This window comes from Microcoleus sp. B5-D4 (genome assembly GCF_036705145.1).
GTDB lineage: Bacteria > Cyanobacteriota > Cyanobacteriia > Cyanobacteriales > Microcoleaceae > Microcoleus.
In genome coordinates this window covers 49,838-63,209 of record NZ_JAUBTV010000039.1, presented here as the reverse complement: position 1 = coordinate 63,209, position 13,372 = coordinate 49,838, and the positions used below count along the sequence as shown (strand labels likewise).

Below are 13,372 nucleotides of genomic sequence, written 5' to 3'. Positions count from 1 at the left end.
GCAAGGGGTGCGTCCCACGAATACTTAAGAGAAGTCGATCGTGGGGTACGTGAAGCGGACTGTTGTGACATAATAATATTCTCAATTGATTGAACCAATTGAGAAAACAGCAGTCATCGGGGTGCAACCCGGTGGCTGTGTTGCTTTCTCTTACTTTTGACGATCGCAGCATTCAGGCTAAAGTGTCAATACTGCAACTGTTAAGTTTTGTTGCCAACAGAACGGGACTACTTACTGTCACTCACGTGACACAAGTGAATATTTGATATTAGGTTCACTGCTACTCCATCTTCATTTTTACGAATAGCCGCCTATGTTAGGCGGCTATTCCAGAAAATACAGGCAGAGACACAAACAGGCAAGGCAAAAATAGCCAATAAAAAACCGCCCTTTATGGGGGCGGTTAGTAGGTTAGTAGGTTAGTAGGGGTTAGATATCGGGGAAATTGACTGTTGTATCAATCCCTAGGTAATGCCGTTGTATTACCTCAACACTGTTACCGCAGGCAGTAGCTAGTAGTAGCAGGTTTGTGCCAGCATTGGCCATTAGGGTAATAAATGTGTGACGGGTATGGTAGGGAGCGAGGTAAAAGCTAATTTTCCCGACATCAACTAACCGGGTCAGTACACCATCTTTTTTACTCTCAATACCATTTTTGTTGGTTTCACACTTGCCGTTCCAAAGGATGCCAAGATTGCCTGAGTTATATGCGCCACCGCGTGTATTTACAAAAACTAAATCAGTTGGTTTAGTATTGTCAGGCTTGATACGCAACAATAGTTCGTTAAGCTTCGGATAGATTTTAAACAGTCGAATTGTTCCCGTTTTAGTAGTCTGAGTGTTTTTCAGTTTACCGTTATAGGATTTATTGAACCGAATATACTCTTTGTCCCGCCCCAAAAAAACGTCCTTCCATTCAAGCGCGAACGCTTCCCCGCTACGACAACCAGTTAAGAACAGAAACTCAACTAAAGGCGCCGCGTGACGGGTAGCAGGCTTATCGGACTCATAGAATGCCTTAATGATTATGTCGCGTTCTTCCCTGGTAAAGGCACGTCTATCGCGTTCCTCTGGATCGGTTTCAGTATCAGACTTATCCCACCATCGTAAATCAACCGTACCATCTGCACTGACTTGTGATTTGTACTTATCGGTTTTGTTTTTTATAATGCTAGCTGGCATTATAAAGGGATTGATGTTTAGCTTGGTTTTACCCTGAGACTGTAGCCTGACAAAGGCCTCGGTAAGCGCAAATAACAGGTTTTTTTTGCTTGCAGGGTGCATTTTACCTGTAAACAAAGACTCACTAAGGCTCGGACATAACGGCAGATCCCAGATACCACTATGAGTATCGACAAATAACTTTGTCTTGTCATCCCAAACCAAACCTTTAAGTATGTTGGTAAATGAAATTTGAAATCTGAACTTAAACGTTGTGGGCTGTAACTGTGGTTGCTTCCATTCCAAGTAATCCTCCCACATTGCCCCTACCGTCATCTCCGGTTCAGGCTCTGGTATGGGTGCTGCTAGTTTTAGTTCAGCAGCGTACTTGGTCTTTAAACCGTACTTAGCAAAACTGGGGTCAAACAACTGTTGCCAGTCAGGATGCTGTAAATCACCTTCGATCCGGTAGGCAATTGCGATCGCCTTTTGCCAGTTGTCCGGTGTGTCCTTCATCCCTAAGCCCTGATGTTTGCGCTTCCCCCCAAAAATAGGATTGTACTTGGTGCTGAACTGCAACCGGAGTGAACCGTTATCAGACTGCACTTTGATTGTCTCAGGGATGGATTGTGATTTAGCGTACATATTGGTTTTTCAAGGTTCTGTAAGGGTTTTAGCCTTCTATCAAGTTTCTAGCAATAGCCCGTTAATCGAACTATGTGCATAACGTGACCGAAGGCACAGAACTAATATAGCATGGTTAGTAGACATTTTGCTTAAGTGTTCTACTTCAATCATTTGCCAGAAGTCACGCGATTTTAGGTTTTAGATTTTAGATTTACTTTGCCAACCACAGGCGGGACGCCTGTTCCACGAAGTGGAGAGTGCCGCCCGATCGGCGGGTCGATCGAATTTATGGCGAAATTTTTAATTTGATTTTGTCTTCCAGTGTAGTCTGGCAATAACCAAATCTATCATAAGTGTCGATCGGACTGTCAACTACCCAGCATCAAGCGGAGTACCGCCGGAGATGTGGGCTTGTATCTGAACTCCACCGCAATTCCGAAAACCTTTGTAGGATTTGGGTTTTGGTTTCACCGCTCGATACATCAGGGGATGCTGACAAGCTCAAGAGTGCTCATCCAGTCTTGCCGGACAAGCAACGCTCTCATTGCAATATTTCGCGCACCAACCAAATCAGCGTGTAACTCATGACTACAACATTCGCATCGAAACAATAGTCCTTTGTTTGGTCTATTAGCATCCGAACTATGTCCACATTTAGGACAACTTTTCGATGTGTCATGAGCCGGAACTTTAGTTGCTAACGAACCATTTAGATTGGCTTTGTAGTCGATATACCCGTGCAATTCGGCATAAGACCATTTAGCTTTATTTCGATTAGCTCTACGTCTCTTTTTGCTTGCCTTCCTGCCCGATTTCCTCCTAGTCCTGTCCCGTATTCCGGTGAGGTTTTCTAGTCCAATTAGGGTGTTAGGTTTGGCAATATCCTTACTGATCAGGTGGTTTACATCAGCGATAAACCGTCTTTCTTTCCCAGACAAAGCGATTAGTCTTCGCTTCGCTGAACGAGTGTCTTTACGCTGAAGAGTCATCCGTGCTTTATGGTAGCGGTTAGCTTTATGTCTAGCATTCTTCCCTGAGTAGAATTTAGCCTTATTTTGCAAGTCTATTTCCACCGCTAAGTAGCGCATACCCACGTCAACACCAGAGACTCTAGTTATTTTCAGTGGGTCAATCTTAGGCGTTTCTATTTCGATACTTACCATCAGATAGTATATCTTGGAGGAACGCTGATAGACAATTTTAGCCGCTCCAATCCTGGCACCATTAGCAATTAAATCTAAATGCTTATTGTAACCATCATACGAGACCACTATTCGACCTTGGAGAGTGATGATACTCACTTGCCTCTCGGCTTTAAAAGAGTAGTCACGTTGATAATTTAGGGTACAAGTTCGAGATATATATTTGGGGGCTTTGTCTAGCCCTTTATACCGTCTCTTCGTGTAGCCTTTAGCAATAGCATCGTTAGATTGTTTTACCTTAGTCCACAGAGTCTTATAGGTTCCAGACACTTGTCTGGGTACATTGCAAGCCATTTGCGCTCCCAGCCCAAATCGAACCCGCAATTCGTTGTAGACCGCTTTCTGTAACTTAGCACCATTGCTGGTTTTGCCTGCATCAAAAGCAACTTGTGAAGTGTAATTCAAGGCATCTCGGTAGGCTAAAGCAGTCTGAGACACCAAAGCTTTTTGCTCGGCAGTCAGTTTTAGTTTTAGCTTGGCGGTGATTACTTGGGACATTATTTTCACGAACTTTGGTATTATTGTATCTCGTGAAGATAGTAAAAACAAGGGGCAGGATCAGGAATCTGTTCGTTCTTCGACCACCCCTTCCCTTCCAACATCTAAAGATTGTCGGTTTTGGTCAGGGGTGGATCTCTTCACTCACGCGCATTCCTTCCGACGCTCACGCCCTGCGGTAGAGCGCGGGACTCCTGCTGTCTAGTTGAAGCAAAATGCTAGGTAGTAGGGTGCGGCGCGCGGAAATGATTAGCCGATGTACATCGAATCGCTACCACCTGACGCACCCTACCAGTAGAGTCCGTGCGTAACCGAACCCTCAACTAGCTGCCTTCGATGTTGTTAGGCGCTGTTTCTAGGTTGATATCGGCATTAAAAACAATCACAAATTGAGCCTTGGGGATTAACTGCCGGACGATCCGCAGATAGCCGTCAGCATCGGAATGCCTGAAAAAGTGGGCCACAGTGATTCGCTGCATATTGGGAAGCAGGCGAACAACCAACCACCTGTTAAGGCGCTGTTTGTAGGGCATAATTAAGTTTGTCTCCATTCAGTGTTGGAGCAAAAGCCAGTTCAATGCTTGTCTAGGGCGCGGACTGGCTTTTGACCTTTGTTAGACTTTGTGTCTATATCTAGGTTATGACACGAACTACATATAGTCAACTGAATAAATAGAATCAACTGAACTAAGTACGGGATAGATAATGACGCTGGGGCAAAAGCTAAGAGAAAGACGTGAAAGTCTAGGTTTGACTCGAATACAAGTGGCAAGAGCGTGTAATGTGGTGGAATCCACAGTCATCAACTGGGAAACCGACAGACACGTCCCCAAGCTATACCCAGCACAGATGAAAGCCCTGTGCGACTTATTGAAATTCTCGATCGAAGATTTAGTAGTGTAGCTTGGGCACTTAAGATCGAGTAGGTTGGACAATCGCGCTTTTTTGCAGAGAGGGCGATCGCTTTCTATTTGGATTACTGCTGAAATTGAGCCAACAACCAAGCCCCTACCTGTGCTTGATTTTCAGTGCGACTCCGCTGCAAAGCCTCTTCCAAGACAGCAATAGTTAATCCCGGCAAAACTTCCGATCGCACAAGCCGCCGACTGCCATTATCAGCAATAATAGCAAAGGCAATAATTTGAGATTTCTGCACGTCTACTACCCAATATTCAGCGACTTTTAACTCTTCGTAAAGCAACCGTTTTTCACCAATATCATCAGCCAAAGTGGAATCAGCAACTTCTATGACCAAATCTGGCGGTGGGGTAACGTCAAGACTTGCGATCGAACTTCCCCTCGGTGCTAATTGCGCTCTTTCTCCAATGTAGTAAGATAGGTCTGGCTGACACTCTCGGACTTCTGTTTTCCGGTAGCTACATTTATTTAATCCGTTAACAGAAATACCTTTGATAGTACAAAATAGATTAATTGCCAAGAGTGCGATCGCATTATCTCGTGAATGATCAGGCCCTACAGACATAGTTTCAATCCTCATTTGTCCGTTGCGGTAATAGCATTTGGCTTTACTGTAAGCTGGGTCATCTGCCATCGCGATGAATTCTTCCCAGGTTGCTGCTACCCAGATATCAGTGGGCAATTTAGTCTTTAGTCCACTCATTTTTTTATCCCAAATATCTCGATCGTATAACACCACTCAATCAAATGCAAACCCTGTTCTCTCTACTCTTCCTCTGCGCCCTCTGCGCCCTCTGCGGTTAAATAAAAAAAATCTTAACTCCGTTTCCAAATCTTAATTTCCCCCAACCAACCAGCACTAACAATAGTCTTGCCATCTGCACTAATAGCCACAGCGCTAACATAGCCAGCATGACCACTCAAAGTACCTCTCAAATCCCCCGATCGCACATCCCAAAGTCTCACACTCTTATCCCAACTCCCAGTAACCAGAGTAGTGCCATCCCGACTGAATGCCACCGACCAAACGCCGTCAGTATGCCCGCTCAAACGCCGAATTAACAGCCCGTTTCCGGCATTCCACAAACCGATTGTACCATTGCTATTTCCCGCAGCTAAACTCTTGCCGTCTGGAGTAAAAGCTAGCGACAAAACAGCCAAGTTTTTGCCGCTAATCGTGCGAATTGCTTGACCGCTAGCTAAATTCCACAACCTAATTGAACCGTCTTTGCTGCCACTAGCTAAAATTTTGTTGTCAGGACTGATAACAACAGCATTCACCAACCCAGAATGCCCGGTCAAAGTCCGCAGCAATTCCCCCGTTTTCCCATTCCAAATCTTAATCGTTTTGTCCCAACTGCCACTGGCTACAAATTGACCATCAGGACTAACGGCAACGCTCGAAACAGCATTGGAATGCCCGCTCAAAGTGCGTACAACCGCGCCAGTTTCTAAATTCCAAATTTTCACAGTTTTGTCGTCGCTGCCGCTAGCTAACACCTTGCCATCCGCACTCGCGGCCAGTGCGTTTACGGCTTCCGTGTGACCTTGCAGGGTAGTTTTTAATTGCCCGCTGGGAAAATTCCAAACTGAGATAGTGCCGTTGCTATTTCCTGTGGTAAAATAAGCTGAAGCAAGGGCAAGGGAACTGACAACTTCGGAAGGCCCTTTGAGGGTATTTGTAGCGGCAAAGGCGATCGCACTTGCGGGCGTGCGGGGCGCATTATTCGCCGGAGTTTTTGGGTTTCCGGCAGTAGGAGATTGGGGAACTACTGGCAGCGAAATAGTCGATCGCCATTTCATGAAAGTATTAATTTCTATTCCCGCCGCCACAATTTTATCGGAATTTTCTTCTAACCTGACAATGCCGTTAATTGCGACAACTCGGCCTGCATCATCGAGCACCGGCCCGCCACTCATTCCCGCTCTCACTAAGTTGTTGTATACCAAAGTATAGCCGTTCCAGGGAGTTTGGCGGCCGGTAAGCTGACCTTCCGTGGCGAGGAAAATCGGCTGTCTCAAAGAACCGCCGGATATCGGCCAGCCAGCCACATAAGCCTTGTTTCCCTTAGTTGCTGCGGAATTGGCTAATTGAGCCAGAGGGTAGCTTTGAGTGCTGCTGAAAGGTACGATCGCCAAATCCGCACCGGGCATTCGCCGCACGAGGCTATAGTATACAGAGTGAGCTTTGCCGTCGGGAGTTACTACCTCGTAATCGCCGGCTTTATCGACAACGTGCCAGTTTGTGAGAATATAGTATGTGCTGCCCTGTTTCTCTAAAATTACTCCTGAACCGCCTTTTGCCCCCTGGATGCGAACAGTAATTTGTTGGGCAACGGTTTTAACTTTGTCGGCGGTTAATGCGAGGGCGATTTGAGGTGATGTGAGTGGGATGAGGGCGATCGAACTCAGGGCGATCGTAGCACTCAAAATAGCCGGAATAGTTCTGCTGTAATTCATTATTGTGTCAATTTAACATACCCACATATCAACTGACGGAAAAGTTATCCGGTTTGTGGCATATTTACGGTTGACAACGCCAAAACGCCTGCGCGACGATATCGAACTTTCGACATTCGCACAAGCCTCACAATATTTGACACCGCCCTCTGGCTAGCAGAAAAATTTAGAATCGGGAACCGCACCTAGCCTCAACAATAGCAACTGGCTGATCTCTATTCTTTTCTCGGCAAAGGATACTTTGAGCCGAACGCTGGTCGGAAAAAGACCCATTAGCCATCCAGCCGAGGGGTGCGCCCGCGATCGCGCCGACTGCAAAACCAGTGATGAGGCTCCAAACAAGATGCTTTCTGGCGATCGGGTTTTGTTGCATAAAAATTTATCCTAAAGACTTACCTTTAGGAAAAATATCACAAATAAAATTTACTTTCTTCCTCCTATTTACTTATTTCCTAAGTAGTAACCCATGATTAAGTATCATGTTCTTCACAGTCCGCTGAAGACAATCCCAGGCAACAGCAAAAGGTGCGTCAGGATTGATGATTTTTTACCAGATTGTTAGCTTCGCGCTGACGCACCCTACGCAGAAGTATTAGTAGGGTGCGTCAGTTAGAGTTTTTTGTAAATAATTGAGAGTTTAAATGCTGACGCACCGCACAGCAAAAGGTGCGTCAGGGTTAATGATTTTCTAAAATTTTGTTAACTGCGTCCTGACGCACCCTACGCAGAAGTATTAGTAGAATGCATCACTTGACAAAACCCAACGCTTGGGTTATTATGCAATTAGGGCTTATGCCACAATCCAAAAAATAGGGGAAACAACGAGGGCGATTGCCCCTACTACAGGCAGGCTGTGCATAAGTCCTGCAAACCCTCACGTTGGAGAACAGCGTCTCATGCCCAAAGTTCTTGAAGACCGCCAGAACAATCTATTTATATATATTTATACTAACGACCATATTCCAGCTCACGTGCACATCTTCAAAGGTAGAAAAAATGATAAGAACCACATGGAAATCAAAATTAATATTGGCACTGAAACCCAAGCTCCTAGCTTAGTTTACGCACACGATAGAATAAAGGATAAAGATCTAGTGATCGCTCTTATATTAGTAGCAAATAATCAAGAAATGTTATTAAGCAAATGGCAAGAAATACATCAATGACTCTGGAAAAAATAAAATTTGTTGACCCATCTGAAGCTACTGTAAAATCAGTAGTTCCGCCTTAAATTTATGAGGGATTCTGTCTTTCCTTACCGGAAAGACAGAATCCATACGGGACAAAAGTTTGAGAATATTTAAGGTCGCAAGTAACAAAAGAGGAATACATGGTATTTAGAAACTGGGACAAAGAGTTAACAGAGGAAAATCTCCGAGAGCAAATAGCCCAAGCCAAGCAAGCATGGAAAACCGCTGAGGCTACTGAACCCCGTGCCGAATCCGTGCACTATAATCACTCGGAAGATTTAATAGTTATCAAACTGAAAAACGCTGCTATTTTTTCTTTTCCTCCGAGGCTTGCACAAGGCTTAGAAGATGCTTCACCAGAACAGTTGGCTGATGTTTGGCTACCCCCTTCCGGTAGCAGCGTACACTGGGAAAGTTTAGATGTTGATTTTGGGATTCCCGAACTTGTAGCAGGTATTTTTGGGACGAAATCTTGGATGGCTGAATTAGGTCGGAAAGGAGGAAAGGTAACTTCAAGCTCTAAATCAGCAGCAGCACGGCAAAATGGCAAGAAAGGCGGACGACCTAAAAAGAATATTTCTGTTAATTCTTGAAATCCTTTTAAGCTGTCAGCAGATGCCACCTAATTAAATCCCCGACTTTTCCAATAAATCGGGGATTTCGCATTCAATTTTATGCTAAATCAAACAGCAACAATTCAGCATCTGCCGTAGCTTCAATCACCACCTCAGACTCGCCACTAACCGCCGCAGCGTCGCCATTTTCTAAAGTCAAACCGTTGAGCAAAACCGAGCCGCGAGCCACTTGCACCCAAGCATGGCGATTCGGCTGCAAAGCATGAGAAACCCGCGAGTCTTTATCCAAAACAGCCGCATACAAATCCACATCTTGATGCACTTTCACCGCACCATCTCTCGCATCTCGTGCCGCCACTAAGCGCAGTTTTCCGCGCCTTTGGGCTAGGGGAAAATCCCGTTGCTCGTAACTCGGCTGCAAGCCTTTTGTATCGGGTAACAGCCAGATTTGCAGCAAATGAACCGGGTCTGTTTGGGAGTTATTGAACTCGCTGTGCTGGATACCTGTACCTGCAGTCATCCGCTGCACTTCACCCGGTTTAATCACTGCACCAGTACCCAAACTATCCTTGTGTTCTAATGCTCCTTCTAATACATAAGTAATGATTTCCATGTCGCTGTGCCCGTGAGTGCCGAAACCTCTGCCGGGGCTAACGACATCCTCATTAATTACGCGCAAAGAGCGAAAATTCATATAATTTGGATCGTAATAGCCTGCAAAAGAAAATGTGTGGTAACTGTCTAGCCAACCGTGATTAGCGTGTCCTCTTGCTTCACTTTTTCTGACGGTAATCATTTTCTGAATCCTCAGTGAAATTTATCGGGTATTTCTTTGATGTTTTTATTTTAAACCGAGTCAAGCTATTATGGATAGTACGCACTTAAAAGTAGGGTAGTTACCAAAAGGATACTATGCAAGTCCAAGAAGTAAAGGTCGATCGAGCAAATTGCCCTGTAGAACGCACTCTAGAGGTGATTGGCGGGCGCTGGAAAGTCTTGATTCTGCGGGAGTTGTTTCAAGGAGTGAAGCGTTTTAACGAGCTGCAACGAGCTGTCAACGGCATTACTCAGAAGATGCTGACGCAGCAACTGCGGGAAATGGAATCAGACGGGATTGTGCACCGGGAAATTTACCTGCAAGTGCCGCCAAAAGTTGAATATTCGCTAACGCCTTTGGGCGAAAGTCTCAAACCGATTATTAATGCCATGCACGAATGGGGAATTCAGCATATTAGCGAAGATGGAAAATGAGCGGTTTCTAGATAGTTTTTTCCGTCTTCCGACAGATTTCAAATTTTCAACCTAGTTCAAGAATAATAATATGAACAACATAGAGCGTCTCGCCACCCTCAACCGCATCCGCAAACTCAGCCGCCTGATGGATACCGCCATTGGCATCCCCGGCACCAAATTTCGCATTGGTTTAGACCCCATTATCGGTTTAGTTCCGGGTGCTGGGGATATCGTAGATACCGCGTTTTCCGCCTACCTAATTTATTTAGCAACTCGATTCAACATTCCCCAAAAAACTCTAGGGAAAATGGTTTACAACATCGGTCTAGAAGCCGTGGTGGGTTCAGTACCTTTAGTCGGAGATATCTTCGATGCTTTTTATAAATCAAACATGAGAAACCTGGCGCTTTTAGAAGCACATCTCGAAGAAGTTGAACCCGGACTAGCCGCAGTTGCCGAACCTGTTCCTCAATCTATTAAATTGTAGGTACGGGTTTCACAAACAATAATTGTAAATAACCAGCAATCTCTCAAGCCCGCCCCCATCAAACGAAAAATCAGAATGTAGATTTTCCGCATTCGAGCCAAATTTAATGTTGATGTGGGTTATCTGTTGTGGTGGCGGGTTTATCTAGATTGTTGGTACTCGTCAGATATTATTCGTAAAACCCGGCTTTACGAAAGAATTACTGATTTCGTTTAACCGCTTCCACGAAAGCAATAACATCCGCTTCCAAAGTATTAAAAGCCGTTACCAGTCTAACAGTACATTCATCCCACCGATAAAACTGAAAACCCTCAGCTAAAACCGATGTAATTACAGATTCTGGAAGTTGAATAAAAATCTCGTTGGCTTCAACCCGATGGCAAAACTTCGCTCCCTCAACTCCCGCCAAACCTGCGGCTAATTTGGCTGCCATGTTATTGGCATGAGCCGCATTCTTCAGCCACAAATCATCCGTTATATACGCTTCCAACTGTGCCGACAAAAACCGCATTTTCGAGAATAGATGCCCGCTGCGCTTGCGGTAAAAAGGGAAAGTCTTTGCTAATTCTTGATGAAAAAAAACCACAGCTTCTGCACCCATCGCGCCGTTTTTTGTCGATCCAAACGAGAGAATATCCACACCAGCCCGCCAAGTGACATCCGCCGGAGAACAGCCCAAACTGACAACAGCATTGGCAAAGCGAGCTCCATCCATGTGCAGGTGCAAATTGTGGCTGCGAACCACTTCGGAAATGTGGGAAATTTCCGCTGGATTGTAGACTGTGCCGGCTTCCGTTGCTTGAGTGACGCTGACGGCTGCGGGCTGTACGTGATGGACGACACCTGCACCAGCGCGATCGAGTATTTTTCCTAAAGTCTCTGCCTCTATTTTACCATGATTTCCTGTTAGTGTCACTAACTTTGCACCGCCTGTAAAAAACTCCGGCGCGCCGCATTCATCTAGATTAATATGAGATTCCGCGTGACAGTAAACCGCCCCGTAAGGAGGAGTCATAACCGCAAGGGCCAGAGAATTAGCAGCAGAACCAGTTGCTACCGGAAAAACAGTCACCGATGTCTCGAACAAATCCGAAAATTTAACTTGCAAACGCTGTGTATATTCATCATCTCCGTAAGACATCACAGCACCGCAATTAGCCGCTGCAATCGCCGCCATAATCTCCGGCGAAACCCCGGTTGCATTGTCGCTACAAAAATTCATTAGAATAATTGGTAAATAGAATCTATAATATAACTCAACACTCAACAGTCAACACTCAAGCATTAAACCAAGAGGCAGAATTATGGCAGAATACCGCCAAATAGAATACCGCATCGGCAAAGACGGCAAAATTACCGAAACCGTCCTCAACGCCACCGGTTCTAGTTGCACCGAAACCACCGCCGGAATTGAAAAAGCCCTCGGAAAAGTAGAATCTCAAGACTTGCTGCCAGAATACTACCAAGGCGAAGAAAATTTGATCGTTGAACAAGCGCAGACTTTAAAACAAGTTTAGAAGAGTTAAAGATGTTTGAGATCCTCGGTGCAACAGTTGATGTAACAACAGTGCCTGCCTTCAGCTTCGCGCTAGCTATCGGGGGCATTTTTCTAATTTTAGTCTACGTTTATGCTGCATCTGAGGCGGGAGATGCGATCGAGTTTAAGTACGATACAATTCTGCGGGAACGCATGAATCAGCTAGACATTCTCGATTGGCAAGATTTAGGCGAAAAAGCAGGCTTAAGTCGCTTTGGGGTGCGCTTAGTGCGGCAGGGAGACGTGGGAAAACTCACCCTAGACCAACTGAGGCGGCTGGCAACAGTGCTGAATTTGAATTTTCAAGAGTTCGATCGTACTTTGAGCGCGCTACCAATGTCGGCTACAATCACAACTGAACACAGCGAAATAGAAGAATTGAGGCAGCAGTGTTTCCGGCTGCGATCAGAATTGCAGCAGCAAAAAGCTCAACTAACTGCCGATTTTCGCCGTGCTACCTTTGAACAGTTGCAAACTTTGTTAACCAACTATCCCGCCGCCCGCAAAATGGCTGAAGCCAAGCCGGATATGCCCGCCAAAAATCTCTCAGCTTTGTTTACTCCCTTAGAAAACCTGTTATCAAGCTGGGATTTTCAAACAATCGGTTCTGCGTGGGAACAAACTCCTTACAATCCGCAGTTGCACCAGCCGGATGTTGAGGACATAACCGAAGGAGAATTAGTTTATGTTCGGTTTGTCGGCTATCGAGAGGGAGAGCGAATTCTTACTCCTGCTAAAGTTAGTCGCACCCTTCCAGCGGGAATGAAAAATTAAATTTTAAATTTTAAATCAACATGACTACAGTTGCCATTGACTTCGGTACCAGCAACACGGTTGTCTGCATTCTTAACCCGGATACGCAAACACCAGAAACTTTGAGATTGGGCGAGATATCCCGGATTTTTAAAACGAATAATTCGGGCGGAGAGGTGCGAGAAATCTCTGTAGTGCCGACTTTAGTATTTGTGAAGAATGCCGGAGAGTTGGTGTTGGGAGAAAAAGTGCGATCGCAGCGCTTGGGACAATCCCAGCCAGACCGTTTTTTCAAAGCTTTTAAACGCAATTTAGCTGCCGACTTTCAACCGCCGCCCCGCAATATCGACAGCGAAACCTACACACCAGAATCAGTAGCAGAACAGTTTATCACAAGTATTTGGAAACAATTATATTTACAAAATATACAGCCCGACAAAGTAATTTTTACAGTCCCAGTTGGAGCATTTGAGCGATATCTAGATTGGTTCCGCGACTTAGGAGAAAGTTTGGGAGTTGCGGAAGTTCAGGTAATAGATGAATCCACAGCCGCCGCCCTGGGATATGCAGTACAACGCCCCGGCTCTCTAGTTTTAGTAGTTGATTTTGGCGGCGGAACTTTAGATTTAAGTTTAGTTCGCACTGCTCTAACCCCCCCCTTACCCCCCCTTACCAAGGGGGGGAGAAATCTCGCTTCCCCCCTTAGCCAGGGGGAGAAAAATCTCGCTTCC

Annotated in this window: 16 protein-coding genes; 8 read left to right on the top strand and 8 right to left on the bottom strand. The window is 45.4% G+C overall.

The features are described from left to right. Positions 1–429: 429 nt before the first annotated feature. From QUB10_RS18710 to QUB10_RS18700, 3 genes are all read right to left on the bottom strand, one after another. The gene (locus tag QUB10_RS18710) at positions 430–1,806 is read right to left on the bottom strand and encodes a tyrosine-type recombinase/integrase (RefSeq protein WP_333204441.1); all 1,377 of its coding nucleotides are present in this window, start codon (positions 1,804–1,806) and stop codon (positions 430–432) included. Positions 1,807–2,270: 464 nt separating this feature from the next. Beyond that, on the bottom strand, positions 2,271–3,488 hold the full coding sequence (locus QUB10_RS18705) for a transposase (RefSeq protein ID WP_333204439.1): 1,218 nt from the start codon (positions 3,486–3,488) through the stop codon (positions 2,271–2,273). Positions 3,489–3,811: 323 nt separating this feature from the next. Beyond that, positions 3,812–4,021, bottom strand: coding sequence for a hypothetical protein (locus QUB10_RS18700; RefSeq protein WP_332999805.1), 210 nt, complete (start codon positions 4,019–4,021; stop codon positions 3,812–3,814). Between the two features lie 172 nt (positions 4,022–4,193). On the opposite strand from QUB10_RS18700, the gene QUB10_RS18695 reads away from it, so the two are divergent. Then, the gene (locus tag QUB10_RS18695; protein WP_332970604.1) at positions 4,194–4,391 is read left to right on the top strand and encodes a helix-turn-helix transcriptional regulator; all 198 of its coding nucleotides are present in this window, start codon (positions 4,194–4,196) and stop codon (positions 4,389–4,391) included. Positions 4,392–4,464: 73 nt separating this feature from the next. On the opposite strand, the gene QUB10_RS18690 is transcribed toward QUB10_RS18695, so the two are convergent. From QUB10_RS18690 to QUB10_RS18680, 3 genes are all read right to left on the bottom strand, one after another. Beyond that, the gene (locus tag QUB10_RS18690) at positions 4,465–5,109 is read right to left on the bottom strand and encodes a Uma2 family endonuclease (RefSeq protein ID WP_333204437.1); all 645 of its coding nucleotides are present in this window, start codon (positions 5,107–5,109) and stop codon (positions 4,465–4,467) included. A gap of 113 nt (positions 5,110–5,222) precedes the next feature. Next, positions 5,223–6,866, bottom strand: coding sequence for a trypsin-like peptidase domain-containing protein (locus tag QUB10_RS18685; protein WP_333204435.1), 1,644 nt, complete (start codon positions 6,864–6,866; stop codon positions 5,223–5,225). Between the two features lie 166 nt (positions 6,867–7,032). Further along, the gene (locus QUB10_RS18680) at positions 7,033–7,239 is read right to left on the bottom strand and encodes a hypothetical protein (RefSeq protein ID WP_333204433.1); all 207 of its coding nucleotides are present in this window, start codon (positions 7,237–7,239) and stop codon (positions 7,033–7,035) included. 523 nt (positions 7,240–7,762) lie between these two features. On the opposite strand from QUB10_RS18680, the gene QUB10_RS18675 reads away from it, so the two are divergent. Together QUB10_RS18675 and QUB10_RS18670 are read left to right on the top strand one after the other, a co-directional pair. Next, on the top strand, positions 7,763–8,032 hold the full coding sequence (locus QUB10_RS18675) for a DUF4160 domain-containing protein (protein ID WP_333204432.1): 270 nt from the start codon (positions 7,763–7,765) through the stop codon (positions 8,030–8,032). A 164-nt stretch (positions 8,033–8,196) separates the two neighbouring features. After that, entirely contained in the window at positions 8,197–8,649 is a 453-nt protein-coding gene (locus QUB10_RS18670) for a DUF2442 domain-containing protein (RefSeq protein ID WP_333204430.1), read from the top strand. Positions 8,650–8,728: 79 nt separating this feature from the next. On the opposite strand, the gene QUB10_RS18665 is transcribed toward QUB10_RS18670, so the two are convergent. Next, complete coding sequence (locus QUB10_RS18665) at positions 8,729–9,427, bottom strand: pirin family protein (RefSeq protein WP_333204428.1); 699 nt, start codon at positions 9,425–9,427, stop codon at positions 8,729–8,731. Between the two features lie 116 nt (positions 9,428–9,543). Here QUB10_RS18665 and QUB10_RS18660 point away from each other — a divergent pair, with 116 nt between their 5' ends. Together QUB10_RS18660 and QUB10_RS18655 are read left to right on the top strand one after the other, a co-directional pair. Then, positions 9,544–9,882, top strand: coding sequence for a helix-turn-helix domain-containing protein (locus tag QUB10_RS18660; protein ID WP_333204426.1), 339 nt, complete (start codon positions 9,544–9,546; stop codon positions 9,880–9,882). 70 nt (positions 9,883–9,952) lie between these two features. After that, positions 9,953–10,351, top strand: coding sequence for a DUF4112 domain-containing protein (locus QUB10_RS18655; protein WP_333204424.1), 399 nt, complete (start codon positions 9,953–9,955; stop codon positions 10,349–10,351). A gap of 199 nt (positions 10,352–10,550) precedes the next feature. Here the strand turns inward: QUB10_RS18655 and QUB10_RS18650 are convergent, their stop codons facing one another. After that, a complete protein-coding gene (locus QUB10_RS18650; RefSeq protein WP_333204423.1) occupies positions 10,551–11,573 on the bottom strand; it encodes a low specificity L-threonine aldolase in 1,023 nt (340 codons plus the stop codon). Between the two features lie 82 nt (positions 11,574–11,655). On the opposite strand from QUB10_RS18650, the gene QUB10_RS18645 reads away from it, so the two are divergent. The 3 genes from QUB10_RS18645 to QUB10_RS18635 form a co-directional block, all read left to right on the top strand. Further along, positions 11,656–11,868, top strand: a complete 213-nt coding sequence (locus QUB10_RS18645) for a DUF2997 domain-containing protein (protein ID WP_333204421.1) — start codon at positions 11,656–11,658, stop codon at positions 11,866–11,868. Positions 11,869–11,879: 11 nt separating this feature from the next. Further along, complete coding sequence (locus QUB10_RS18640) at positions 11,880–12,662, top strand: XRE family transcriptional regulator (protein ID WP_333204419.1); 783 nt, start codon at positions 11,880–11,882, stop codon at positions 12,660–12,662. A 20-nt stretch (positions 12,663–12,682) separates the two neighbouring features. After that, the coding region (locus QUB10_RS18635) for an Hsp70 family protein (RefSeq protein WP_333204416.1) at positions 12,683–13,372 on the top strand (690 nt) is incomplete at its 3' end.